The sequence below is a fragment of the Polaromonas sp. YR568 genome, assembly GCF_943371715.1.
Lineage (GTDB): Bacteria > Pseudomonadota > Gammaproteobacteria > Burkholderiales > Burkholderiaceae_C > Polaromonas.
The window spans coordinates 98,368-123,768 of the sequence record NZ_CALRVW010000007.1 but is presented as its reverse complement, the minus strand read 5'-3'; the positions used below and the strand labels follow the sequence as shown (position 1 = coordinate 123,768).

The following is a 25,401-nucleotide window of genomic DNA, read 5'->3' as shown; positions in this document are numbered from 1 at the left end:
GTGACAGGCATCCATCCCACAGCGCTGGTTGATCCCCAGGCCCAGCTCGACAGCAGTGTCAGTGTGGGGCCGTACACCGTGATTGGTCCGCACGTCAAGGTCGCGGCCGGCACGACGATTGGCGCGCATTGCGTCATCGAGGGCCACACGACGATAGGGCGCGACAACCGCATTTTCCAGTTCAACTCCCTGGGCGCCATTCCGCAGGACAAGAAGTACGCGGGTGAGCCCTGCGAACTGGTCATCGGCGACCGCAACACCATCCGCGAGTTCTGCACCTTCAACATCGGCTCGCCCGGCGACACCGGAGTGACGCGGGTTGGCGACGACAACTGGATCATGGCTTACGTGCATCTGGCGCATGACTGCGATGTCGGCAACCACACGATTTTCGCCAACAACTCGCAGCTGGCCGGCCATGTGCATGTCGGCGACTGGGTGATCCTCGGCGGCTTCACCGTCGTGCACCAGTTTGTGCGGCTGGGCGCGCACAGCATGACCGCCATGTGTTCGCTGCTTTTTGCCGACCTGCCGCCGTTCGTGATGTGCCAGGGCCAGCCCGCCGAGGCGCGTTCGATGAACTACGAGGGCCTGCGCCGGCGCGGCTACACGCCAGACCGCATTGCCGCCGTCAAGGCCATGCACAAGGCCCTGTACCGTGAGGACCTGACACTGGAGCAGGCCAAGGCGCGCATCGCAGAACTGGCTGTCGGGCATCCCGAGGCGGCGCCTGATGTGCAGGCAATGTTGGCCTTTCTGACCGGCACCTCACCGCAGCGCGGCATCGTCCGGTAGGCGAAGATGTCCGGTGTACCAAGCCCTGTGCCCGGTCGTACAGAGGCGGCTGGGTCCGTTGCAGCAAATACTCCCCGCATGGCCATGGTCGCCGGCGAAACCTCGGGAGACCTGCTGGCCGGTTTGCTGCTCGACGGTTTTCGTGCCCGCTGGCCCGGGCTGACGGCGGTTGGCATCGGCGGACCACAGATGGCGGGCCGCGGCTTTTCGCCCTGGTGGCCCAGCGAAAAACTGGCGGTGCGAGGTTATGTCGAGGTGCTGCGGCATTACCGCGAAATTGTCGGCATCCGCAAGCAGCTCAGGGAGCGGCTGCTGCAGATGCGGCCCGACGTGTTCATCGGCGTTGATGCACCCGACTTCAACCTCGACCTCGAGGCCGACCTCAAGGCCGCCGGCATACGCACGGTTCACTTCATCAGTCCCTCGGTCTGGGCCTGGCGCGCCGACCGTGTCGAAAAAATCCGCCGCAGTGTCGACCACGTGTTGTGCATCTTTCCCTTTGAGCCGGCCTTGCTGGCGCAACACGGCATTGCCGCCACCTATGTGGGCCACCCGCTGGCCGGCATGATCCCGATGCAGGCGGACAAGGCGGCGGCCCGGCAACAGTTGGGCCTGGCATCGGGCGATCTTGTGCTGGCCGTCTTGCCGGGCAGCCGCCGCTCCGAGATCCAGTACCTGGCAGACAGGTTCTTTCGGGCTGCAGCCCTGGTCCAACGGGCGAAACCTGCTATCAAAATAGTAGTCCCTGCAGTACCCGCCTTGCGTCAGCAGATCGAGCAGGCGGCGCAGGACGCGGGGGTGGGGGCGCAGGTGCAGATCGTTACAGGGCAGTCGCACACCGTGCTGGCGGCCTGCGACGTCACGCTGATCGCCAGCGGCACCGCGACGCTGGAAGCGGCGCTGTTCAAGCGTCCCATGGTGATTGCCTACAACATGAACTGGCTGTCCTGGCAGATCATGCGCCGCAAGAAGCTGCAGCCCTGGGTGGGCCTGCCCAACATCCTGTGCCGCGACTTTGTCGTGCCGGAACTGCTGCAGGACGCCGCCACGCCTCAGGCGCTGGCCGATGCGGTGCTGCAATGGATGGATGCGAAAATATCGGCACCGGAAAAAATTGCCGCCGTCGAACAACGATTCACGCAGCTGCACCACGAACTGCAGCGCGATACCGCCCAACTGGCCACCGATGCGATCCAGAACATTCTTGAAGGCTGAGCAGGTCACCCTGTCCTGGGACACGCCCGGACTGTGGGCCGGTGTGGACGAGGCCGGCCGCGGGCCGCTGGCCGGACCGGTGGTGGCCGCGGCGGTGATTCTGGACGATCTCCAGCCCATCAAGGGCCTGGCCGACTCCAAGGTGCTGACGGCGCGGCGCCGGGAACAGCTCTATGAGGAAATTCTCGCCAAGGCGCTGTGCTGCTCGATTGCCCAGGCCAGCGTCGAGGAAATCGACAGGCTCAACATCCTGCAGGCCACGATGCTGGCGATGAAACGTGCGGTCGAGGGCCTGCGCCTGAAACCCGTGAAAGTGCAGGTCGACGGCAACCGGTTGCCGGTGCTCAGCATGCTGGCCGAAGCCATTGTCAAGGGTGACGCGCTGGTGCCAGCCATCTCCGCCGCGTCCATCCTGGCCAAGGTGCACCGGGACCGCTGGTGCGAGCAGTTCCATCTCGAATACCCGCAATACGGCTTTGCCGGCCACAAAGGCTACGGCACGGCGGAACACCTGGCAGCGCTGCGCGCGCACGGCGCCTGCCCGCAACACCGCCGATCGTTCAGCCCCGTGGCCGAGGTGCTGCGTTGAGCGCGCCTGCGCCGGCAGCGCCTGTGTTTGTCACTTCGCGCGACAACGCCCTGGTCAAGGACTTGCGCAGGCTCTCGCAGGACAGCACGGCCTACCGCAAGCAGGGCCGGGTCTGGCTGGAGGGCGACCACCTGTGCCGCGCGGCGCTGCTGCGCGGGCTGACGCCGGCGATGGCCGTATTTTCTGAATCATTCTGGCCTCTGGCCCCCGCCGAATGGGCGCGAGCGGCTATCAAAACCATAGTGATCTCCGATGCGCTGCTGCCCGAGATCAGCGGCCTGGAGTCGCCGGCCCGCATGGGTTTTGTGATCGATCTGCCGGCGCCCGCGGCCCTGTCGCCGGCGGCGCCCTCGCTGATTCTGGACCGGGTGCAGGATGCCGGCAATGTCGGCTCCATGCTGCGCAGCGCGGCGGCGTTTGGTTTCACCCAGGTGATCGCGCTCAAGGGCACGGCGGCACTGTGGTCGCCCAAGGTGCTGCGCGCCGGCATGGGTGCGCATTTCGGCCTGCAACTGCTCGAAGGGGTGGAGCCGCAGGCGCTGGACGGCTTGCGTGTGCCCATCATCGTGACCAGTTCCCACCACGGCGCCTTCCTGCACCAGCAAACCCTGCCCACGCCCTGTGCCTGGGCCATGGGGCACGAAGGGCAGGGCGTCGGCGACGACCTGATGGCGCGGGCCAGCCTGAAGGTGCGCATCGCCCAGCCGGGCGGCGAGGAGTCGCTCAATGTGGCGGCTGCCGCGGCCATTTGCCTTTACGCCAGCTCGCTGGCGGCAGCCGGATAGCCCGGGTCAACCGCGTTCGCGCAGGACGGCATGCCTTTCCTGCATAAGCTCCCGTGCTCCTCAAGCTATAATCAGTGGCTTTTCAAAACACAGCTTCGCCCAAGCGCACACAAAGCCAACACCCTCACAAAAGCAGCCCGCAAGAGTCTTCTCGGAGACGTTTCTTGTGCACGCTTGGGCGAACCGTAACCAACCCGGAGAACCCAGTGCTTTTGTCTCTACAGGGAAATACCCCGCACGCCATTCTGGCGCTCGCAGACGGCACGGTCTTTATCGGCAATTCCATTGGAGCCGTCGGCTCCACAGTCGGTGAGGTGGTGTTCAACACCGCCATGACCGGCTACCAGGAAATCCTCACGGATCCCAGCTACTGCCAGCAGATCGTCACGCTCACCTATCCCCATATCGGCAACTACGGCATCAATGCCGAAGACGTGGAGGCGGAAAAAGTCCATGCCGCCGGGCTGATCATCAAGGACTTGCCGCTGATCGCGTCGAATTTCCGCAGCACCATGACCCTGTCCGAGTACCTGGTCAAGGAAGGCACGGTGGCGATTGCCAACATCGACACACGCCAGCTGACACGCATGCTGCGCACCCAGGGCGCGCAAAACGGCTGCATCCTGGCCTTGCCCGCAGGCGAGGAGGTCTCGCCTGAACACATCGAGCAGGCGATTCTCGTGGCCCGCAGTGCCCCCAGCATGGCCGGCCTCGACCTGGCCAAGGTGGTCTCCTGCAAGCAGTCCTACGAATGGACGCAGACCGAGTGGAAGCTGGGCTCGGGTTACGGTGTGCAGATCACGCCGAAATTCCATGTGGTCGCCTTTGACTTCGGCGTGAAGAAAAACATCCTGCGCATGATGGCCGAACGCGGCGCGCGCATCACGGTGGTGCCTGCGCAGACGCCCGCCGCCGACGTGCTCAAGCTCAAGCCCGACGGCATTTTTCTGGCCAACGGACCGGGTGATCCGGAACCTTGCGACTACGCGATCACGGCCGTGCGCGAGCTGATCGAGACCGGCATCCCGACCTTCGGCATCTGCCTGGGCCACCAGATCATGGCGCTGGCCAGCGGTGCGAAAACCTTCAAGATGAAGTTCGGCCACCACGGCGCCAACCACCCGGTGAAAGACCTCGACAACGGCCGCGTCAGCATCACCAGCCAGAACCACGGTTTTGCGGTGGATGAAAAGACACTGCCGGCGAACTTGCGTCCGACCCACATCAGCCTGTTCGACGGCACCCTGCAGGGCCTGGCCCGCACCGACAAGCCGGCCTTCTGCTTCCAGGGCCACCCGGAGGCCTCGCCCGGGCCGCACGATATTTCGTATTTGTTTGACCGTTTCACCGCCCTCATGGAACAGCATGGAGGGAAAAAATAATGCCAAAACGTACAGACATCAAAAGCGTCCTCATCATCGGCGCCGGTCCCATCATCATCGGCCAGGCCTGCGAGTTCGACTACTCCGGCGTGCAGGCCTGCAAGGCGCTGCGCGAGGAGGGTTACAAGGTCATCCTGATCAACAGCAACCCCGCAACCATCATGACCGACCCGGCCACGGCCGACGTCACCTACATCGAGCCCATCACCTGGCAGACGGTCGAGAAGATCATCGCCAAGGAACGGCCGGATGCCATCCTGCCGACCATGGGCGGACAGACCGCGCTCAACTGCGCGCTCGACCTCTGGCACAACGGCGTGCTCGACAAGTACAAGGTCGAACTGATAGGCGCCACGCCCGAGGCCATCGACAAGGCCGAAGACCGGCTGAAGTTCAAGGACGCGATGACCAAAATCGGCCTGGGTTCGGCCCGTTCCGGGATCGCCCACAGCATGGACGAAGCCTGGACGGTTCAGAAGACCCTGGGTTTCCCGACCGTGATCCGCCCCAGCTTCACCCTGGGCGGCACCGGCGGCGGCATTGCCTACAACTCGGAAGAGTTCGAAGTCATCTGCAAGCGTGGCCTGGAAGCCTCGCCGACCAACGAGCTGCTGATCGAAGAGTCGCTGCTCGGCTGGAAAGAGTACGAGATGGAAGTCGTGCGCGACAAGGCCGACAACTGCATCATCGTCTGCTCGATCGAAAACCTCGACCCCATGGGTGTGCACACCGGCGACTCGATCACCGTGGCGCCCGCCCAGACCCTGACCGACAAGGAATACCAGATCCTGCGCAATGCCTCGCTGGCGGTGCTGCGCGAGATCGGCGTGGACACCGGCGGCTCCAACGTGCAGTTCTCGATCAACCCGGTTGACGGCCGCATGGTGGTGATCGAGATGAATCCGCGCGTGTCGCGCTCCTCGGCGCTGGCCTCCAAGGCCACGGGTTTCCCGATCGCCAAGGTTGCGGCCAAGCTGGCCATCGGCTACACGCTGGATGAGCTGCGCAACGAAATCACGGGCGGTGCCACCCCCGCGAGTTTCGAGCCCAGCATCGATTACGTGGTCACCAAGATCCCGCGTTTTGCGTTCGAGAAATTCCCGGCGGCCGATTCGCGCTTGACCACCCAGATGAAGTCGGTCGGCGAAGTCATGGCCATGGGCCGGACCTTCCAGGAGTCCTTCCAGAAAGCCCTGCGCGGCCTGGAGGTCGGCGTGGACGGCATGAACGAAAAAACCCAGGACCGCGAGGTGCTTGAGAAGGAACTCGGCGCGCCCGGTCCCGACCGCATCTGGTACGTCGGCGATGCCTTTGCCATGGGCATGAGTGTGGACGAAGTGTTTGCGCTGACCAAGATCGACCCATGGTTTCTGGTGCAGATCGAGCAGATCGTCAAGATCGAACTCGAACTGGAGACCACCTCGCTGGATCAGATTGACGAGCCGACGCTGCGCGCACTCAAGCAAAAGGGTTTTTCGGACCGGCGCCTGGCCAAACAGCTCAAGACCACCGACACCGCCATCCGCGAGAAACGGCTGGAGCTGGGCGTGCGCCCGGTCTACAAACGGGTGGACACCTGCGCCGCCGAGTTTGCGACCAACACCGCCTACATGTACTCGACCTACGAAGGCGAGGGCAGCGAGTGCGAAGCCGAGCCGACCGACAACAAAAAAATCATGGTGCTGGGCGGCGGACCCAACCGCATCGGCCAGGGCATCGAGTTTGACTACTGCTGTGTGCATGCCGCGCTCGCCATGCGCGAGGACGGTTACGAGACCATCATGGTCAACTGCAACCCCGAGACCGTCTCGACCGACTACGACACCAGCGACCGCCTGTATTTCGAGCCGCTGACGCTGGAAGACGTGCTGGAAATTGTCGACAAGGAAAAACCGCTGGGCGTGATTGTCCAGTACGGTGGCCAGACGCCCTTGAAGCTGGCGCTGGACCTGGAAGCCAACGGCGTGCCCATCATCGGCACCTCGCCCGACATGATCGACGCGGCCGAAGACCGCGAGCGTTTCCAGAAGCTGCTGCATGAGCTGAAACTGCGCCAGCCGCCCAATGCCACGGCCCGCACCGAGCCGGAAGCGCTGGAAAAAGCCGCCGCCCTCGGTTACCCGCTGGTGGTGCGCCCGAGCTACGTGCTGGGCGGCCGCGCGATGGAAATCGTGCATGAGCAGCGCGACCTTGAGCGTTACATGCGCGAGGCCGTCAAGGTCAGCCATGACTCGCCGGTGCTGCTGGACCGTTTCCTCAACGACGCGATCGAATGTGACGTCGATTGCATCCGCGATTCGGAAGGCGTGACCTTCATCGGCGGCGTGATGGAACACATCGAGCAGGCCGGCGTGCACAGCGGCGATTCGGCCTGTTCGCTGCCGCCGTATTCGCTCAGTGAACAGACGGTGACCGAGATCAAGCGCCAGACCGCGGCCATGGCCCAGGCCCTGAACGTGGTGGGCCTGATGAACGTGCAGTTCGCCATCCAGCATGTCGATGGCCAGGACGTGATTTACGTGCTGGAAGTGAACCCGCGCGCCTCGCGCACCGTGCCTTTTGTCAGCAAGGCCACCGGCATCCAGCTGGCCAAGGTCGCGGCGCGCTGCATGGTCGGCCAGACGCTGGCCTCGCAAGGCATCAGCAAGGAAGTCACACCGCCGTATTTCAGCGTCAAGGAGGCGGTATTCCCCTTCGTGAAGTTCCCCGGCGTGGACACGATTCTCGGCCCCGAGATGAAGTCCACCGGCGAGGTGATGGGCGTCGGCAAGACTTTCGGCGAGGCCTTTGTGAAGTCGCAGCTCGGTGCCGGCACCAAGCTGCCGACCTCTGGCAAGGTGTTCATGACGGTCAAGAACAATGACAAGCCGCGCGCCGTGGAAGTCGCGCGTGCGCTGGCGGCACTGAAGTTCGAGATTGTCGCCACCAAGGGCACGGCCGCGGCGATCAGCGCCGCCGGCATCCCCTGCGGCGTGGTCAACAAGGTCACCGAAGGCCGGCCGCACGTGGTGGACATGATCAAGAACAACGAGATTGCGCTGGTCATCAACACCGTGGAAGAGCGCCGCAACGCGATTGCCGACTCGCGGCAGATCCGCACCTCGTCGCTGCTGGCCCGGGTCACGACCTTCACGACCATCGCCGGCGCCGAAGCGGCGGTGGAGGGTATGAAATACCTGGACAATCTGACGGTTTATTCCGTTCAGGAGCTCCATGCCCAGCTCGCCTGAATCGGGGCAAGTACCGAGCCGGTGCCGGCGCATTTGCATTAAACTGATACTAGGACAATCATTTTTTGACGCCGCCGCCAGGTGACTGGTGGCGGTTTCGCTTTTGGAGGACTCAAACCATGGCAACCATTCCGATTACAAAAAAGGGCGCGGAAAAGCTCAAGGCCGAACTGCACCAGCTCAAGACCGTGGATCGCCCCTGGGTGATCAATTCGATTTCCGAAGCGCGGGCCCAGGGTGACCTCAGCGAAAACGCCGAGTACGACGCCGCCAAGGACCGCCAGGGTTTCATTGAAGGCCGCATCCAGGAAATCGAAGGCAAGCTCTCGGCCGCGCAGATCATCGACCCGTCCGAGGTCGATGCCGGCGGCAAGGTGGTGTTCGGCTCCACCATCGAGTTGCAGGACGAGGATTCCGGCGACAAGGTGACCTACCAGATCGTCGGCGAGGACGAGGCCGACATCAAGCTGGGTCTGGTCAACATCAGCTCGCCGATTGCACGGGCGCTGATCGGCAAGGACGAAGGCGACACCGCGGAGGTGCAGGCACCCGGCGGCATCCGGCGTTACGAAATTATCGCGGTGATGTACATCTAGGCTTCCAGGCTGAATACATGAAACCACGCCTGAGCATCCTGCTGGCCGCCCTCTGGTGGGGCAGCCTGACCGGTCTGGGTTTTGTCGTGGTGCCGATGTTGTTCATCCACCTGCCCAGCCCGGCCGCGGCCGGCGCCATGGCCGCGAAACTGTTCACCGCCCAGACCTGGCTCAGCGTGGCCTGCACCATGCTCCTGCTGCTGGCCTTGAATAAAAAAGAGGCGCCAGCCCTTTCTCCGCCTGCGCAAGCTGCTATGAAATATGTAGTGGCTGGCCTGCTGCTGGCGGTGCTGGTGGAGTTCGGCGTGGCGCCGAACATCGTCAATGCGCGCGCCAGTGGCGGTGACCTCCGGTTCTGGCACAGCCTGGGCAGCGCCATGTACCTGGCCCAATGGCTGGCCGCGGGCTGGACGCTGTGGTGCCTGAGTCAGGGCGCCAAAGCGGCCGGCGCCGAGACCTGAAGCGCCAAGCCCGCGGTTTCTAGCTACGCTCCGCCGCCTCAAGGGTATTGACCAGCAACATCGTGATGGTCATGGGGCCCACACCGCCCGGCACCGGCGTGATCCAGCCGGCGACTTCCTTCACGCCGTCGAAGTCCACGTCGCCGCAGAGCTTGCCTTCGTCATTGCGGTTCATGCCCACGTCAATCACCACCGCGCCGGGTTTGACCATGTCGGCTGTCAGCACATTGCGCTTGCCGACGGCGGCGACCACCACGTCGGCCTGAAGCGTCAGGGCCTTGAGGTTTTGCGTGCCGCTGTGGCAGATGGTCACCGTGGCATTTTTCTGCAGCAGCATCAGCGCCATCGGTTTGCCGACGATGTTGCTGCGGCCTATTACCACCGCATGTTTGCCCTTCAGGTCGTAGCCGATGCTCTCGAGCATCTTCATGCAGCCGTAAGGCGTGCAGGGCCAGAAGCCGGGCTGGCCGACCATCAGCGCACCGGCACTGGCCACGTGGAAACCATCGACGTCCTTGGCCGGGGAAATCGCTTCGATCACCTTGTGCGCATCGATGTGCGCGGGCAGGGGAAGCTGCACCAGGATGCCATGGATGGCCGGATCGCGGTTCAGCGCATCCACGCGTGCCAGCAGCTCCGCTTCGCTCAAGGTCGCCGGGTAGCGCTCCAGCACCGAATGCAGGCCACTGTCCTCGCAGGCCTTGACCTTGTTGCGCACATACACCTGGCTGGCCGGATTCTCGCCGACCAGCACCACGGCCAGGCCAGGCACCACACCGCGCGCGCGCAGCGCGGCGGCCCGCTTCGCGACGTCGGCGCGCAGTTGTTTCGACAGGGCGATGCCATCAATGATGTGAGCGGTCATGGTTTCTGGTCTTCAAGTAAAAACGCCCGCCAGTCCTTGAACCACGGGCGCTGTCAGCTATAAAAAAAGGAGTGAAGGAAGGTCGGTCAGGCGGCCTTGGGCGCGCTCGAGCCCAAGGCAATTTTCAGCAGGTCGGCCACGGTGTTGGCGTTGAGCTTTTCCATGATGTTGGCGCGGTGCGCCTCCACCGTCTTGATGCTGATGCCCAGGTCGTCGGCGATCTGCTTGTTCAGGCGGCCGGCGACGATGCGCTCCAACACCTGCGCCTCACGCGAGGTCAGCTTGGCCAGCAGGGCGTCGCGGCTGGCGGACTGCTGGTGTTCGCTGAAGGCTTCCTTGGCCTGGTCCAGCATGCGTTCGACCAGGCTGACCAGGGCCTCTTCCTGGAAGGGCTTCTGGATGAAGTCCATCGCGCCTTTTTTCATGGTGTCGACCGCCATGGGCACGTCGCCGTGGCCGGTGATGAACACGATGGGCAGCGGCGACTTGCGTTCGACCAGGCGGTCCTGCAGCTCCAGCCCGGTCATGCCGCCCATGCGGATGTCGACGATCAGGCAGGCGACTTCGCGCGGGTCGTAGCGGCTCAGAAAGGTTTCGGCAGAGTCGTAACAGCGAACGCGGTAGTCCTTGCCTTCCAGCAGCCACTGGAGCGAGTCGCGCACGCCCTCGTCGTCATCGACGACATAGACGGTACCTTTTTTGGGAATCAAGCTCATGCCAAACCTTTGCGTAAACGGTTTCAGAACCCTGTCAGGAAATGCCGGTCGGGGCGGCGGGCGCTTCTGCGGCAGCCGGAGCTGACGACAGCAGGGGTGTCACGGGGATCCAGAAGGTAAACCGGCACCCAACCACCTCGTCCCCATTGTAGAGGTTCTCGGCCTGCATCCTGCCCTGGTGCGACTCCACGATGCTGCGGCACAGCTTCAGGCCAATGCCCATGCCTTCGGCCTTGGTCGAGTAGAAGGCTTCGTAGAGACGGCCCATCACTTCGGGCGACAGGCCCTTGCCCGAATCCAGCACCGAAAACTCGATCACATTCTGCTCGGCGATGGTTTTGGGTACCACGCGCAGCTCCACACTGCGCCGCGCGGTGGGGCGCTGCGCCTGCGCGATCGACTCGGCGCCGTTTTTCATCAGGTTGATCAGCACCTGCTCGATCAGGATGGGGTCCACCATCACCGGCGGCAGGCGCGCGGCGATGTAGTGGCTCAGTCGCACGTTGTGGCGGCGCAGTTCGATGTCGGCCAGCTCCATGGCATTGCTGACCATGGTGGCCACGTCGGCCGAGGTGCGGTTCGGTTCGCTGCGTTTGACGAAGGAGCGTATGCGCTGGATGATCTGTCCGGCCCGGTGCGCCTGCCGGGCGGTTTTTTCCAGCGCCACCAGCAGGTCCTCGTTGCTGATCTGCTGGCCCTTGATGCGCGAGACCATGCCGTTGCAGTAGTTGTTGATGGCGGTCAGCGGCTGGTTCAGTTCGTGCGCCACGCTTGACGCCATCTCGCCCATGGTGATCAGGCGGCTGGCTGCCTGGGCCCGCTCGGCTTGCAGCGCGGCCTGCTCTTCGGCATGGCGGCGCGGCGTGATGTCGGTGGCAATCACCATCTGTGCGAGGCGACCGTCCACCCAGGTCAGGTAGCGTGAGCGCACCTCCAGCCATTTGCCGAGTTCGGGCACAAAAATCTCGGCGTTCTCGGTCTGGGCCGCGGTCAGGGTATCGGTCGGGAAACCGGCCATGCCGTCGACCGCGTCGAGCGTATCGTCCGTGGGCGCCACGGCGGGCACGCCGGCCTGGGCGATCAGGCTCATGTGGCCGGCCACATCACCGCCGAACCAGGCACGGTAGAGTTTGTTGGCAAACAGCAGTTCCTCGCTGCCCAGCGGCGCCACCGATACCGCCGCGTCCAGCCCTTCGAGCACCGTGGTGAAACGCTCGTACGACGCGGACAGTTCCTCGCGGATGCGCTTGGGCTCGGTGATGTCGGTCATCGAGGTCATCCAGCCGGTCTGCTGGCCGCGCGGGTCGATCAGCGGCGAGACATACATGCGGCCGTCGAAAATCGCGCCGCTCTTGCGTTTGACCCGTACCTCAAAACCGCCCGGCGTGGAGCGGCCGTGCAACTCGTCGTCGAGCCGTGCTGCAAGCATCTCGCGGTCCTGCTCGGGCCAATAGGGGAAGGGCGCAGTGCGGCCCACCAGCTCGCCTTCGCTCCAGCCGGTCATCTGGCAGAACGCCGGATTGACATAGGTGATGCGGCCCTGCAGGTCCAGCGCCCGCATGCCGGTCAGCATGGAGTTCTCCATGGCGCGGCGGAAGTTGGTCTCCGAGATCAGCGCTTCCTGCGCCTGCACGCGCCGGCGCGTGTGGCGCCAGGTGCCCAGCAGCATCCAGACGGTCAGCGCGCTCAGGGCGCTGACGAGCCAGAAGAAGCCGCTGCCGACCACACCCAGCGAGGCCCGGTAGCCCTGGGCCTTGAGCAGCAGGCCATTGCCGACCGGCGACACCGGAATCTCATACTCCTGCGCCTCGTCGGACATCGGCAGCAGCTTGGCCGCCGTGTTTCTCGGTGGCGGCAGGTTGCCGGCCAGCACCTTGCCCTGGTCGTCGAGCAGGGCCACCGCGTATTTGGCGGTCACTTCATTGGGCACGCCAAAGCGCAGCAGGCCGTCGATGGAGTATTCGCCCATGATGACGCCGTCGAATTTGCCCTGGTCGTCGAGGGGCACCTGCAGTTGCAGGCTGGGGGTGTTGTAGCTGGGGTCGTCCTTGACGGTCAGCGGGCGCGAATAGACAGGTTGTCGCAAATCGCGCGCCAGGCCAAAGGTGCTTTCCGTTTCCCCGCGTTTGAGCTGCTCGCCGGGCGCCTGCTGCTGCGACGAATTCGCGCTCGGCGAGATATAGGCAGAGCGGACCCGGCGGCGGGCGTCAATCCAGGTCACGGCCAGCAGTTCGGGGTACTGGTTGACCAGGGATTCGGCTTGCGCAATGAACTCCTCGCTGTCCACGTCCTTGTTGGACACATCGCGGCCCAGCCGCATCAGCTGCTCCTGTCGCTCCAGCAGGCGCAGGCGCAGCCGTTGCTGTGCGTACTCCACATCACGCTTGACGGCCTGCTGTTCGCGGTCGATTTCCTCGATGCGCAGGTAGGCAAACGCGGCGATCACCGCGGCCAGGAAAAGCATCACTGCCAGCAGGGGGCCGAGGGTGACGAAGCGGTCCTGGCGGGTCGGTGATTGTTTGCGCCACCAGCGCCGCCAGCGGGTCAGCGGCGCGCTGCCCTCGGGGGCGTCAAAAGTGGAGGGTGTGGGCTGAGTCATGGCGGGATGTCGAGTTTACGGGACTTCCCCCTGTGCCCGTGGGCCACCTTGGCCATGACCGCAGCGCCAGCGCGCTCCGGCGACGTATCTGTCGGGTCTGTTCAATCAGGAGGATGAGTGTTTCATAATGCGAAAGTAAAAAGCACTATTTGAAAAAATCTAAAAATTGTGGGAAACTAAAAGCCGGAATCCAAATTGCGTTAACGTGATGTTGACGCCACCAAATCAACAGCTAGGAATCTAGCGACCAGCAGGAGACAAAACCATGGCTGCAAATCCGGAACAGGCACGTGCCGACACATTGGGCAAGACTGCCAACGAGGTCCAGGACACGGACGCCCAGGAAACCCGCGAGTGGATTGACGCACTGAGTGCCGTCATTGCCAACAGCCCCAGCAACGACGAGGGCCGCGCACGTGCCCACTTCCTGCTGGAGCAGTTGCTGGAGCAGGCGCGCCAGGAGGGCATCGACACGCCGTTCTCCGCCACCACCGGTTATGTCAACACCATCGAACCCAGCGACGAGGTGCCTTCGCCCGGCAACCTGCTGATCGAGCAGCGCCTGCGCGCCTACATGCGCTGGAATGCCATGGCCATGGTGGTCAAGGCCAACCGCCTGCACCCTGCCGACGGGGGTGACCTGGGCGGCCACATCGGTTCGTTTGCTTCGCTGGCCAGCCTGTTCGGCGCCGGCTTCAACCACTTCTGGCACGCGGAAAGCGCCGAACCCGGCAAGGAGCACGGCGGTGACTGCCTCTACATCCAGGGCCATGTGTCGCCCGGTGTGTATGCCCGTGCCTACCTCGAAGGGCGGCTGACCGAAGAGCAGTTGCTGAACTTCCGCCAGGAGGTCGACGGCAAGGGCCTGTCGAGCTACCCGCACCCCAAGCTGATGCCCGAGTTCTGGCAGTTCCCCACAGTCTCCATGGGCCTGGGCCCGCTGATGGCGATTTACCAGGCGCGTTTCCTCAAGTACCTGCACGCGCGCGGCATTGCCAACACCGAGAACCGCAAGGTCTGGGTGTTCTGTGGCGACGGCGAGATGGACGAGGTGGAATCGCTGGGTGCGATCAGCCTGGCGGCGCGCGAGAACCTCGACAACCTGATCTTCGTCATCAACTGCAACCTGCAGCGCCTGGACGGCCCGGTGCGCGGCAACGGCAAGATCATTCAGGAGCTCGAGGGCGAGTTCCGCGGTTCGGGCTGGAACGTGATCAAACTGATCTGGGGCAGCAACTGGGACCCGCTGCTGGCACGTGACAAGAACGGTGCGCTGCGCAAGGTCATGATGGACACGCCCGACGGCGACTACCAGGCCATGAAAGCCAACGACGGTGCCTACGTGCGCAAGCATTTCTTCGGCCAGAACCCCGAGACGCTGGAGATGGTATCCAAGATGAGCGACGAGGAAATTTTCGACCTGCGCCGCGGCGGCCACGATTCGAAAAAAGTCTATGCGGCGTTTCACAAGGCGGTCAACCACACCGGCCAGCCGACCGTGCTGCTGATCAAGACCGTCAAGGGTTTTGGCATGGGCAAGATCGGCGAAGGCAAGAACAACGTCCACCAGACCAAGAAGCTGTCCGACGAGGACATCAAGGCCTTTCGCGACCGCTTCAACATCCCGATTCCCGACAGCCAGCTACCGGAGGTCCCGTTCTACAAGCCGGCCGACGACACGCCGGAAATGAAATACCTGCACGAGCGCCGCAAGGCCCTCGGCGGCTACCTGCCGCACCGCCGGACCAAGGCCGACGAGAGCTTCACCGCGCCGTCCCTGGAGACGTTCAAGTCGGTGATTGAGCCGACGCCGGAAGGCCGCGAAATCTCCACCACCCAGGCCTATGTGCGCTTTCTGACGCAGTTGCTGCGCGACCAGGCGCTGGGCGCGCGCGTGGTGCCCATCCTGGTGGACGAGGCCCGCACCTTCGGCATGGAAGGGCTGTTCCGCCAGATTGGCATCTACAACCCGGCAGGCCAGAAGTACACCCCGGTCGACAAAGACCAGGTGATGTATTACAAGGAAGACAAGAAGGGCCAGATCCTGCAGGAAGGCATCAACGAGGCCGGCGGCATGAGCAGCTGGATCGCCGCCGCCACCTCCTACAGCACGAACAACCGGATCATGATCCCGTTCTACGTGTATTACTCGATGTTCGGCTTCCAGCGTGTCGGTGACCTGGCCTGGGCGGCCGGCGACATGCAGGCGCGCGGTTTCCTGCTCGGCGGCACCTCGGGCCGCACCACGCTCAACGGCGAAGGCCTGCAGCACGAGGACGGCCACAGCCACATCCTGGCCGGCACCATTCCCAACTGCGTCAGCTACGACCCGACCTTTGCCCACGAAGTGGCGGTGATCATGCAGGACGGCCTCAAGCGCATGGTCGAGCGCCAGGAAAATGTTTTCTACTACATCACGCTGCTCAACGAAAACTACGCCATGCCGGGCCTGACACCGGGCACCGAATCGCAGATCGTCAAGGGCATGTACCTGCTGCAGGAAGGCGGCGAGGGCTTGCCCAAGGGCCAGGCCGCGACCGCACCGCGCGTGCAGCTGCTCGGCTCCGGCACCATCCTGCGCGAGTCCATCGCGGCCCGGGAACTGCTGGAAAAAGACTGGGGCGTTGCCGCCAACGTCTGGAGCTGCCCGAGCTTCAACGAACTCACGCGCGACGGCCAGGACGCCGAGCGCTGGAACCTGCTGCATCCGCTGGACACGCCGCGCGTTCCCTTCGTGGGTCAGCAGCTCGAGAAGCACACCGGACCGGTGGTCGCCTCGACCGACTACATGAAAGCCTATGCCGAGCAGATCCGTCCCTTCATTCCGCGGGGCCGTACCTACAAGGTGCTCGGTACCGACGGTTTTGGCCGCAGCGATTTCCGCTCCAAGCTGCGCGAGCACTTCGAGATCAACCGCCACTACATCGTGGTGGCCGCGCTGAAGGCGCTCAGCGAAGAAGGCACCGTGCCGGTGGCCAAGGTTGCCGAGGCGATCAAGAAATACGGCATCCATGCCGACAAGGTCAACCCGCTTTACGCCTGATCCGCCTGATCACCACGCGCAGAAAAACACGGACGAACTGGAGACAAGAACATGGCATTGGTAGACATACAGGTTCCCGACATCGGGGACTTTGACGAGGTAACGGTCATCGAGCTGCTGGTCAAGCCGGGTGACACCGTCAAGGCAGAGCAGTCGCTGATCACGGTCGAATCGGACAAGGCCTCGATGGAAATTCCCTCGAGCCAGGCCGGCGTGGTCAAGGAGGTCAGGGTCAAGCTGGGCGACAAGGTCAAGCAGGGATCGGTCGTGCTGGTGCTCGAAGGCGAGGGCGCGGCTACGGCCGCAGCACCAGCTACTGCTCCTGTTTCTGAACAAAATGCGGCGCCAGCCCCCGCTGCACCTGCGTCGGCAGCTACTGATTCAGTAGCATCCGCCGCCGCACCGACTGCCACCGCCGGCCCGGTCGAGGTCCGCGTGCCGGACATCGGCGACTTCAAGGACGTGGCCGTCATCGAGGTGCTGGTCAAGGTCGGCGACACGGTCAAGGCCGAGCAGTCGCTGGTGACCGTGGAGTCCGACAAGGCCTCGATGGAGATTCCGTCATCGAGCTCGGGCGTGATCCGGGAACTCAAGGTCAAGCTCGGCGACAAGATCAACATCGGCGACCTGCTCGCGATTCTGGAGGGCACTTCGGCACCGGCCGCTGCTGCGGCACCTGCCTCCGCTCCAGCTCCAGCTCCGGCAGCGGCACCCGCCGCCGCAGCAGCGCCCGCTGCCAGCCGGGCCAGCGCGCCGGCGCCAGCCGCTGTACAGCCGGCCGCCTTGCCGGCCCACGAGCCGTCTGCACCATCGGGCCAGTTGCCGCATGCCTCACCGTCCGTGCGCAAGTTCGCGCGCGAACTCGGCGTTCCCCTGGCGGAGGTCAAGGGCAGTGGTCCCAAGGGCCGCATCACGCTGGACGACGTGCAGGGTTTCACCAAGGCGGTGATGGCCGGCGAAGCACGCACCCAGGCGCAGGCTGCCAAAGCGCCCGCTACGTCGGGCGGCGGCGCAGGTCTGGACCTGCTGCCCTGGCCCAAGGTGGACTTCACGAAGTTCGGCCCGGTCGAGCGCAAGGACATGTCGCGGATCAAGAAGATCAGTGGCGCCAACCTGCACCGCAACTGGGTCATGATTCCGCACGTCTGCAACCACGACGATGCGGACATCACCGAGCTGGAAGCCTTCCGCGTGCTGATGAACAAGGAAAACGAAAAGGCCGGCATCAAGATCACCATGCTGGCTTTTCTGATCAAGGCCTCGGTCGCAGCGCTGAAGAAATTCCCCGAGTTCAATGCCTCGCTGGACGGCGACCAGCTGGTGCTCAAGCAGTATTACAACGTGGCCTTCGCCGCCGACACGCCCAACGGCCTGGTCGTTCCCGTCATCAAGGACGCCGACAAAAAGGGCGTGGTGCAGATCTCGCAGGAGATGGGCGAACTGGCGAAAAAAGCGCGCGACGGCAAGCTCAGCCCGGCCGACATGCAGGGCGCGGGGTTCACCATCTCGTCGCTGGGCGGCATAGGCGGGCGTTATTTCACACCCATCATCAACGCGCCGGAAGTCGCCATCCTCGGCGTCTGCAAATCGAGCACCCAGCCGGTGTGGGACGGCGAGGCCTTCCAGCCGCGCCTGATGTTGCCGCTGTCCCTGAGCTGGGACCACCGCGTCATCGACGGCGCTTCGGCCGCGCGCTTCAATGCCTACCTGGGCCAGATCCTGGGTGACTTCCGTCGGGTTCTTTTGTGACGACTCTGGTCGCTGTCAGGAAAGCCGGGCAGGCGGTGATCGCCACCGACGCGCTGATCACCTTCGGCGATACGCGCCTGGGCAGCCGCTTCGAAGCCAACGAGAAGATCTTCAAGGTCGAGACACCGGCCGGCGGCAGCTACGTCGGCATGGCCGGCACAGCGGCGCATTTCCCGGTGCTGCGCAAGGCCATGGCGGCACTGCCCAAGGACCAGCTCCGGCTGGGCAGCAAGGACGAGGTGTTCGACACCTTCCACAAGCTGCATCCCGTGCTGAAAGACATCTTTTTCCTGCAGACCAAGGAAGACGACAACGATCCCTACGAGTCCAGCCAGTTCAGCGCGCTGATTGCCAACGCCACCGGCATTTACGGGCTTTACAGCTACCGTGAGGTCTTTGAATTCAAGGAGTTCTGGGCCATCGGCTCGGGGCGCAGCTTTGCACTGGGGGCCATGCATGCCACCTGGGGCAAGGCGAAAACAGCGCGCGAAGTGGCGCTGGCCGGCGTGCACGCGGGCTGCGAGTTCGACAAGAACTCCGGCGGGCCGGTGGAACTGTTCACCGTCAGGCTGAAAAAGTAAATCAAGCGGAGACAAGAGACATGGCATTGATAGACATTACCGTTCCCGACATCGGGGACTTCGACGAGGTCACCGTGATCGAACTGCTGGTCAAGCCCGGCGACAGCATCGCGGCCGACCAGAGCCTGCTGACCGTGGAAAGCGACAAGGCCTCGATGGAGATTCCGTCCAGCCATGCCGGCGTCGTCAAGGAGCTCAAGGTCAAACTCGGCGACAAGGTCAAACAAGGGTCTCTCATTGCGGTGCTTGAAAGCACCACAACGAGTTCCCCTTCGGGTCAAACTGGCTCTCCCTCACCCCAACCCTCCCCCCAGGGGGAGGGCTCGAAAATCCAGCAGCCAGCCCCCGCTGCATCTGCGCCGGCAGCTCCTGAAAAAGTAGCGGCACCAGCCGCCGCCAGCTTTGGCGGTAAAGCCGACCTGGACTGCGACCTGCTGGTGCTGGGCGCCGGACCCGGCGGTTATTCGGCCGCTTTCCGCGCCGCCGACCTCGGCCTGAAAGTCATCATCGTCGAGCGTTACGCCACCCTGGGCGGCGTCTGCCTGAATGTCGGCTGCATCCCGTCCAAGGCCTTGCTGCACGTCGCCGCGGTGATGGACGAGGTTAAACATTTCGACAGCCTGGGCGTGAGCTTCGGCGAGCCGGTACTCGACATCGACAAGCTGCGTACCCACAAGGAAAAAGTCGTGGGCAAGCTGACGGGCGGCCTCAGCGCGATGGCCAAGATGCGCAAGGTCACAGTGGTTCGCGGTTACGGCGCCTTCGTCGGCGCCAACCATGTGGAAGTGGAAGAAACCGCCGGTGGCGCACAGGAAAAAACCGGCAAGAAGCAGACGATAACCTTCAAGAACTGCATCATCGCGGCCGGCTCGCAGGCGGTGCGTTTGCCTTTCATGCCCGAAGACCCGCGTGTGGTTGACTCCACCGGCGCACTGGCGTTGAAAGAGGTCCCCAAACGCATGTTGATTCTCGGCGGCGGCATCATCGGGCTGGAGATGGGCACGGTCTATTCCACGCTGGGCGCGCGCCTGGACGTGGTCGAAATGATGGACGGGCTGATGCAGGGCGCCGACCGCGACCTCGTCAAGGTCTGGCAGAAGATGAACGCACCGCGTTTCGACAACATCATGCTCAAAACCAAAACCGTCGGTGCCAAGGCTACCCCCGCCGGCATCGAGGTGACGTTTGAAGGCGAGGGCGCTCCGGCACCGCAAACCTACGACCTGGTGCTGCAGGCTGTCGGTCGCACGCCGAACGGCAAGAAGATTGCGGCCGAGAAGGCCGGCGTCTCCGTCACCGACCGCGGCTTCGTTCCGGTGGACATCCAGATGCGCACCAACGTGCCGCATATTTTCGCCATCGGCGACATCGTCGGCCAGCCCATGCTGGCGCACAAGGCGGTGCACGAAGGCCATGTGGCCGCTGAAGTGATTGCCGGTGAGCTGCAGGGCAACAAGGAACTGGCCAGTGCCGCCTTCAACGCCCGCGTGATTCCCAGCGTGGCTTACACCGACCCCGAAATCGCCTGGGTGGGCCTGACCGAAGACCAGGCGAAGGCGCAGGGCATCAAGGTGAAGAAAGGCTTGTTCCCGTGGAACGCCTCCGGGCGGGCCATTGCGAATGGCCGCGACGAAGGTTTCACCAAGCTGCTGTTCGATGACTCACCCGAGGCGCATGGCCACGGCAAGATCCTCGGCGGCGGCATCGTCGGCACGCATGCCGGCGACATGATCGGCGAGATCGCACTGGCCATCGAGATGGGCGCAGACGCGGTGGACATCGGCAAGACGATTCACCCGCACCCGACCCTCGGCGAAAGCATCGGCATGGCGGCGGAAGTGGCGCACGGCAGTTGCACGGATTTGCCGCCGGCGCGCAAGTAAACCAGGCATCCAGGTCACCCTCCAAAGCCCGAGCCTTTACCGGTTCGGGCTTTTTGCCTTGTGGGTGTGGCTGTTCGTCGGTGTGGTGAGCGAGGCAGTCTCCATCGTGGATGTCAGGGGGCCCCCAAGGAAAAAGCCCCTCGGATCGCCTGCCGGACGCGTCCGGTTTGCGCCGCATTCTGCCTTGCAGAACAGCGCGCGTCGCGCAGGTGTCAGCCCGGGGGCCGTCGCATCTGTTTTCGGGGGCAAACCCGGTGGCCGCTGTCTGGACTGAGGCCCAGAATGAAGGACATCCTCCGGAGAACCCATGTCTGAAATCAAATCTTCGCGCTCGCTGTCCCGCCGCCGTTTCAACCTGGCCATCACGGCGGGCGCGGCCACCGTCTGTGCGCCGCTGCTGGCCCAGAGCGCCTGGCCGAACAAGCCGATCCGCATCATCGTGCCCTACACGCCCGGCGGCTTCACCGACCAGATGGCGCGCATTGTGCAGGTGGGCCTGCAGAACCGGCTGCAGCAGACCGTGACCATCGACAACAAGCCGGGCGCCAACAGCATCATTGGCGTGGACCTGCTGGCCAAGGCGCCGGCCGACGGCAGCACCTTTGCCGTGGTGATTGCCGCCTATGCCGCCAACACCACGCTCTACCCCAAGCTGCCCTACGACCCGCGCAAGGATCTGACCGGTGTCTCCCTGATGGGCATTTCGCCGCTGCTGGCCGCCGTCAACAACGACGCACCCTTCAAGACGGCGAAAGAGCTGATCGACTATGCGCGTGCCCACCCCGGCAAGGTCAGCTTCGGGTCTTCCGGCAACGGTTCAGCCGCCCACCTGACCAGCGAGCTGCTCAAGTCCATCACCAGGACCTACATGGTGCACATTCCCTACCGCGGCGCGGTGCCGGCCCTGACGGATCTGATAGGCGGGCAGATTCAGCTGTTTTTTGACGCGCCGACCGGGCTGATCAACCAGGGCAAGGCAGGCCGGGTGCGGCTGATCGGCGTCGCGAGTGATCGCCGTCTGCCGGCAGTGCCGGACGTCCCGACCTTTATCGAGCAGGGGTTTGCCGGCTTCACCGGCAGCACCTGGGCCGGCATGCTGGCACCGGCGGCCACACCGAAGGACATTGTCCGGCGCATGTCGGACGAGGTCGGGCGCATCATCCGCAGCGATGACACACGTGCGCGGCTCGATGCCATGGGGACCTTCGGTGTCGGCGGAACGCCCGAGGAGTTCGACGCCTTTATTGCACTGGAGACGACCAAATGGGCGAAGGTGATCCGGGAGGCCGGCGTCAAGGCCGATTGAGGCCGGCCCGCTAAAGCAGGGCAGGAAGTAAGACGGAAAAGAAGAGGAACGGGAAGGGGGCCGCGGGCGGCCGCTGCTTATTCGCCGGTCGCGTTGGCCTGGGCGGTGCCCTGGACGCGGCGCGCACCGTCGAAGCGGTGCGCCCAGTAAGCCACGCTCAGGCTTTCAACCCGCACCTGGGCGCCCGGCTTGGGCGCATGGATGAATTTGCCTTCGCCGACATAAATGCCGACATGGCTGAAGGCCCGCTTCATGGTGTTGAAAAACACCAGGTCGCCGGGCTGCAATTCTTTTCTGTCGATGTTCTGTGTGGCGGCAGCCTGCTGTTCGGCGCGCCGTGGCAAGACCAGACCCACGGTCTGCTCGTAGATGGCTTTCACAAAACCGCTGCAATCCACCCCGCTCTCGGCGGTGTTGCCGCCGCGCCGGTAAGGCACGCCCAGGAATCCCATGGCATTGACCACCAGCTCGGAGGCCTTGTGGCTGACCGACTGCCGCACCTGGTCCATCCTGTTGAGCAGACCCTTGTCGGCGAGGAATTTGTCCATGTCGTCACCGGAATGGCCCGGTGCAGCCTGCACAGCGGAAGCGAGCAGAAGGCAGGTCAGAAGCAGGGGGATACGCATGGCCGCAAGAGTACTTGAAGGACAAGTCCTACGTCAAGCTAAAGTTTTTTCTAGAATGCGTTGGTAAGCCATTGATTTGTAACGATTTACGACAATAAGCGCTTTTTGGGCTGAATAACCGCGCCTTTCTCAGGGAAAACCCATGGGCCGACACCGACAAGGCGACGGTGGCATATTGCGACAAGAACCGGCGCCAGTCGTCGTGCGGATTTTTGGTCTGAATCTAGGAGTGAAAAATGCGCCTAACCCTTATTCCGTTTGCGCTGTGTGCTACTGTATTTATAGCAATTTCCGGTGCCAACGCACAGGCGCAGGCGGTTCGACCGGAGGCCGTCGCCACCGGCCTGCAAAACCCCTGGGCCCTGGCTTTTCTGCCGCAGGGCCGCTTCCTGGTCACGGAAAGGCCGGGCCGCCTGCGGGTGGTGGAGCCCGACGGCCGGCTCGGCCCGCCCGTGGCCGGTCTGCCCGCGATTGACGCCGGCGGGCAGGGCGGGCTGCTCGATGTCATCACGGATGCCGGCTTTGCGACCAACCGCAGGATCTACTTCTGCTTTTCCGAGCCGGCCGTCTCGGGTGGCGGCAACAGCACGGCGCTGGCCCGCGCCACCCTGGCCGCTGACAACAGCCGGCTCGAAGACGTGCAGGTGCTGTTCAGCCAGAAACCGAAGTTTTCCAGCAGTGCGCATTTTGGCTGCCGCATTGTGGAAGCCCACAAGGACGGCAAGCCCGACGGCACGCTGTTCCTGACCCTGGGCGACCGTTATTCGCGCATGCAGGACGCGCAAAAACTCGACAACCACCACGGCAAGGTGGTCCGCATCAACAAGGACGGCAGCGTTCCGAAAGACAACCCCTTTGTCGGGCGGGCCGGCGCCTTGCCGGAAATCTGGAGTTATGGCCACCGCAACATGCAGGGCGCAACCCTGGCGCCCGACGGCGGCTACTGGACCCACGAGCACGGCCCGCAGGGCGGCGATGAAATCAACCTGCCGCAGCCCGGCCGCAACTACGGCTGGCCGGTGATCACCTATGGCGAAAACTACGGTGGTGGCAAGATGGGCGAAGGCATCACCGCCAGGGCCGGCATGGAGCAGCCGCTGCATTACTGGGTGCCATCCATCGCACCGTCGGGCATGGTGTTCCTGACGAGCACGCGTTACGGCCCGGCTTGGCAGGGCAACCTGTTTGTCGGTTCGCTGAAGTTCGCCTATCTCAATCGCATCGAATTGAGCGCACCGTTCAAGGGCCAGGTCGTGCGCGAGCACAAGCTGCTCGATGGCGGTGGCGAGCGCATTCGCGATGTGCGGCAGGGGCCGGACGGCCTGCTTTATGTGCTGACCGACAGCCCGCGCGGGCGCCTGCTGCGGCTGCAGCCCGGTTGATGCAGGGTCTGCCTCTATAGAATGGGCGCTTCTCCAGTCCACAGTGAGCGCGCGTGTCCGAACGATTTGAAGTATTTCTGCAATACCTCCTGCCCAAGCAGGCACTGACGGAATTCGGCAGCCACATTGCCTCCATGCGGGGCGGCGCGGTCACGACACGCATCATCCGCTGGTTTGTCGGCAAATACGGCGTCAACATGGCCGAGGCCGCCAACCCTGACATTGCCAGCTACCCGACCTTCAACGAATTTTTCACGCGGGCGCTCAAGCCGGGCGCACGTCCGCTGGCCGCGGCCGACCTGGTCTGTCCGGTGGACGGCGCGATCAGCCAGTTCGGCGCGATCGAGGGCGACCGGATTTTCCAGGCCAAGGGGCATCACTACTCGACGACTGCCCTGGTCGGCGGCGACCGGGAACTGGCCGCGCGGTTCGAAGGCGGCAGTTTCGCCACGATTTACCTCAGCCCCAAGGACTACCACCGCATCCACATGCCCACGGGCGGGCGCCTGCAACGCATGATTTATGTGCCGGGCGAGCTGTTTTCGGTCAATCCGGCCACGGCGCGCGGCGTGCCCGGGCTGTTTGCGCGCAACGAGCGGGTGGTCTGCGTGTTCGAGTCGGCGCGCGGGCCGTTTGTGCTGGTGCTGGTGGGCGCCACCATTGTCGGCAGCATGGCCACGGTCTGGCACGGCGTGGTCAACCCGCCCCGGACGAAAGAAGTGCGCGAGTGGCGCTACGACGAGGGTCAGCCGCCGGTGGAACTTGCGCAGGGCGACGAAATGGGCCGCTTTCTGCTCGGCTCTACCGTGGTGATGCTGTTTCCCAAGGGGCCCTGCCGCTTCAACCCGGCCTGGGCACCGGGCGCAGCGGTCCGGCTCGGGGAAATGATGGCGAACTGCCCAGCCCCTTGATACTGGCGGCTCGACCGCAGTGTCCTTCCTTGCTATGAATAACATAGCTGCCTGCGCCCGTTAAATAAGGGTTAGAGGCATTTTTTTTCAGAAAAAAGGCGGTCCGGCTGGCTTGCAGCGGACCGGGCTGAGGTACGCCGGAACCGCCGCCACGCATTGCCGCGCCGGCTGAACGGGCCCCTGCTTACCCGCCACCCCTGTCAGAGTTGACAGGGGTCTGGCTGCTCGCCCTGGCCAACGCTTATAAATTCCAGTTCTGGTGGTTGTGCAAACGGCGGCGACGGGCCTGCCGTGCTGGAAGAGCATCCCGCAGCTTCCCGGGGAAACGAGGACGTGATGAATTACCTCATACGCTTGGTGGACAACGAGGAATTTCCGGAGGAACAGCGCCGACTCATCGAGCGGCGGTATGACCAGGTCCTGATCCAGCAGCTCGGTAGTCCGGAGCAGGTGGCGCAGGCGCGCCGCGCCTGGGTGCAGGCCAAGACCCGGGAGGACGAGGCGACAGGGCTGGATCTCTCACTGGAAGAAAAGCAGGCCATCGTGCGCTGGGAGCGTGCCGAAGCCGCCGCGCGACTGCTCGCTTTTGAAGGTTACACCGGTGCGCTGGAAGAGCTTTATATCGACGTCAGGCTGGCGCCGGCTCGCTAAACCACAGCCTGATCGGCCAGCGGTCTTTCTTTTTTT

Annotated in this window: 20 protein-coding genes; 16 read left to right on the top strand and 4 right to left on the bottom strand. The window is 63.9% G+C overall.

Going from position 1 to position 25,401, the window contains the following annotated elements; translation table 11 throughout:
* The 8 genes from lpxA (at position 1) to AAG813_RS07535 (ending at position 9,053) form a co-directional block, all read left to right on the top strand.
* Entirely contained in the window at positions 1–795 is a 795-nt protein-coding gene (lpxA, locus tag AAG813_RS07570) for an acyl-ACP--UDP-N-acetylglucosamine O-acyltransferase (protein WP_341913500.1), read from the top strand.
* A gap of 84 nt (positions 796–879) precedes the next feature.
* Positions 880–2,010, top strand: a complete 1,131-nt coding sequence (gene lpxB, locus AAG813_RS07565) for a lipid-A-disaccharide synthase (RefSeq protein ID WP_341913564.1) — start codon at positions 880–882, stop codon at positions 2,008–2,010.
* On the top strand, positions 1,982–2,599 hold the full coding sequence (gene rnhB, locus AAG813_RS07560; RefSeq protein WP_300571268.1) for a ribonuclease HII: 618 nt from the start codon (positions 1,982–1,984) through the stop codon (positions 2,597–2,599). The genes lpxB and rnhB overlap by 29 nt, the downstream gene beginning before the upstream one ends.
* Complete coding sequence (locus AAG813_RS07555; protein ID WP_341913496.1) at positions 2,596–3,384, top strand: RNA methyltransferase; 789 nt, start codon at positions 2,596–2,598, stop codon at positions 3,382–3,384. The genes rnhB and AAG813_RS07555 overlap by 4 nt, the downstream gene beginning before the upstream one ends.
* Positions 3,385–3,590: 206 nt before the next feature.
* Positions 3,591–4,766: a glutamine-hydrolyzing carbamoyl-phosphate synthase small subunit gene (gene carA, locus AAG813_RS07550; protein WP_341913494.1), complete on the top strand. Its 1,176-nt coding sequence runs from the start codon at positions 3,591–3,593 to the stop codon at positions 4,764–4,766.
* Positions 4,766–7,996 (top strand): carbamoyl-phosphate synthase large subunit, encoded by a 3,231-nt coding sequence (gene carB / locus AAG813_RS07545; RefSeq protein WP_341913492.1) that lies wholly within the window; start codon positions 4,766–4,768, stop codon positions 7,994–7,996. The genes carA and carB overlap by 1 nt, the downstream gene beginning before the upstream one ends.
* Before the next feature lie 119 nt (positions 7,997–8,115).
* The gene (greA, locus tag AAG813_RS07540) at positions 8,116–8,592 is read left to right on the top strand and encodes a transcription elongation factor GreA (RefSeq protein WP_096665416.1); all 477 of its coding nucleotides are present in this window, start codon (positions 8,116–8,118) and stop codon (positions 8,590–8,592) included.
* Positions 8,593–8,609: 17 nt separating this feature from the next.
* Positions 8,610–9,053 (top strand): DUF4149 domain-containing protein, encoded by a 444-nt coding sequence (locus AAG813_RS07535; protein ID WP_341913489.1) that lies wholly within the window; start codon positions 8,610–8,612, stop codon positions 9,051–9,053.
* Positions 9,054–9,072: 19 nt separating this feature from the next.
* On the opposite strand, the gene folD is transcribed toward AAG813_RS07535, so the two are convergent.
* The 3 genes from folD to AAG813_RS07520 form a co-directional block, all read right to left on the bottom strand.
* Positions 9,073–9,918, bottom strand: a complete 846-nt coding sequence (gene folD / locus AAG813_RS07530; RefSeq protein ID WP_341913487.1) for a bifunctional methylenetetrahydrofolate dehydrogenase/methenyltetrahydrofolate cyclohydrolase FolD — start codon at positions 9,916–9,918, stop codon at positions 9,073–9,075.
* A gap of 86 nt (positions 9,919–10,004) precedes the next feature.
* On the bottom strand, positions 10,005–10,634 hold the full coding sequence (locus AAG813_RS07525) for a response regulator transcription factor (protein ID WP_293592234.1): 630 nt from the start codon (positions 10,632–10,634) through the stop codon (positions 10,005–10,007).
* 34 nt (positions 10,635–10,668) lie between these two features.
* Positions 10,669–13,233 (bottom strand): PAS domain S-box protein, encoded by a 2,565-nt coding sequence (locus AAG813_RS07520; RefSeq protein ID WP_341913482.1) that lies wholly within the window; start codon positions 13,231–13,233, stop codon positions 10,669–10,671.
* Positions 13,234–13,498: 265 nt separating this feature from the next.
* Here AAG813_RS07520 and aceE point away from each other — a divergent pair, with 265 nt between their 5' ends.
* The 5 genes from aceE to AAG813_RS07495 all read left to right on the top strand — a co-directional run bounded on the left by aceE (position 13,499) and on the right by AAG813_RS07495 (position 21,795).
* Positions 13,499–16,276: a pyruvate dehydrogenase (acetyl-transferring), homodimeric type gene (gene aceE, locus AAG813_RS07515; protein WP_341913480.1), complete on the top strand. Its 2,778-nt coding sequence runs from the start codon at positions 13,499–13,501 to the stop codon at positions 16,274–16,276.
* Positions 16,277–16,327: 51 nt separating this feature from the next.
* On the top strand, positions 16,328–18,025 hold the full coding sequence (aceF, locus tag AAG813_RS07510) for a dihydrolipoyllysine-residue acetyltransferase (RefSeq protein WP_341913477.1): 1,698 nt from the start codon (positions 16,328–16,330) through the stop codon (positions 18,023–18,025).
* The gene (locus tag AAG813_RS07505; protein WP_341913475.1) at positions 18,022–18,606 is read left to right on the top strand and encodes an MFS transporter; all 585 of its coding nucleotides are present in this window, start codon (positions 18,022–18,024) and stop codon (positions 18,604–18,606) included. Before aceF ends, AAG813_RS07505 begins: the two co-directional genes overlap by 4 nt.
* A 20-nt stretch (positions 18,607–18,626) precedes the next feature.
* Positions 18,627–20,489 carry a dihydrolipoyl dehydrogenase gene (gene lpdA / locus AAG813_RS07500; protein ID WP_341913473.1) on the top strand — a complete coding sequence of 621 codons (1,863 nt, stop codon included), beginning with the start codon at positions 18,627–18,629 and terminating at the stop codon, positions 20,487–20,489.
* 307 nt (positions 20,490–20,796) lie between these two features.
* A complete protein-coding gene (locus AAG813_RS07495) occupies positions 20,797–21,795 on the top strand; it encodes a tripartite tricarboxylate transporter substrate binding protein (protein WP_341913471.1) in 999 nt (332 codons plus the stop codon).
* A gap of 77 nt (positions 21,796–21,872) precedes the next feature.
* Here the strand turns inward: AAG813_RS07495 and AAG813_RS07490 are convergent, their stop codons facing one another.
* On the bottom strand, positions 21,873–22,421 hold the full coding sequence (locus tag AAG813_RS07490; protein ID WP_341913469.1) for a C40 family peptidase: 549 nt from the start codon (positions 22,419–22,421) through the stop codon (positions 21,873–21,875).
* 236 nt (positions 22,422–22,657) lie between these two features.
* On the opposite strand from AAG813_RS07490, the gene AAG813_RS07485 reads away from it, so the two are divergent.
* The 3 genes from AAG813_RS07485 (at position 22,658) to AAG813_RS07475 (ending at position 25,365) form a co-directional block, all read left to right on the top strand.
* On the top strand, positions 22,658–23,803 hold the full coding sequence (locus AAG813_RS07485) for a PQQ-dependent sugar dehydrogenase (protein WP_341913466.1): 1,146 nt from the start codon (positions 22,658–22,660) through the stop codon (positions 23,801–23,803).
* 53 nt (positions 23,804–23,856) lie between these two features.
* The gene (gene asd / locus AAG813_RS07480) at positions 23,857–24,714 is read left to right on the top strand and encodes an archaetidylserine decarboxylase (RefSeq protein WP_341913464.1); all 858 of its coding nucleotides are present in this window, start codon (positions 23,857–23,859) and stop codon (positions 24,712–24,714) included.
* A gap of 336 nt (positions 24,715–25,050) precedes the next feature.
* A complete protein-coding gene (locus AAG813_RS07475; RefSeq protein ID WP_341913462.1) occupies positions 25,051–25,365 on the top strand; it encodes a hypothetical protein in 315 nt (104 codons plus the stop codon).
* Positions 25,366–25,401: the final 36 nt, after the last annotated feature.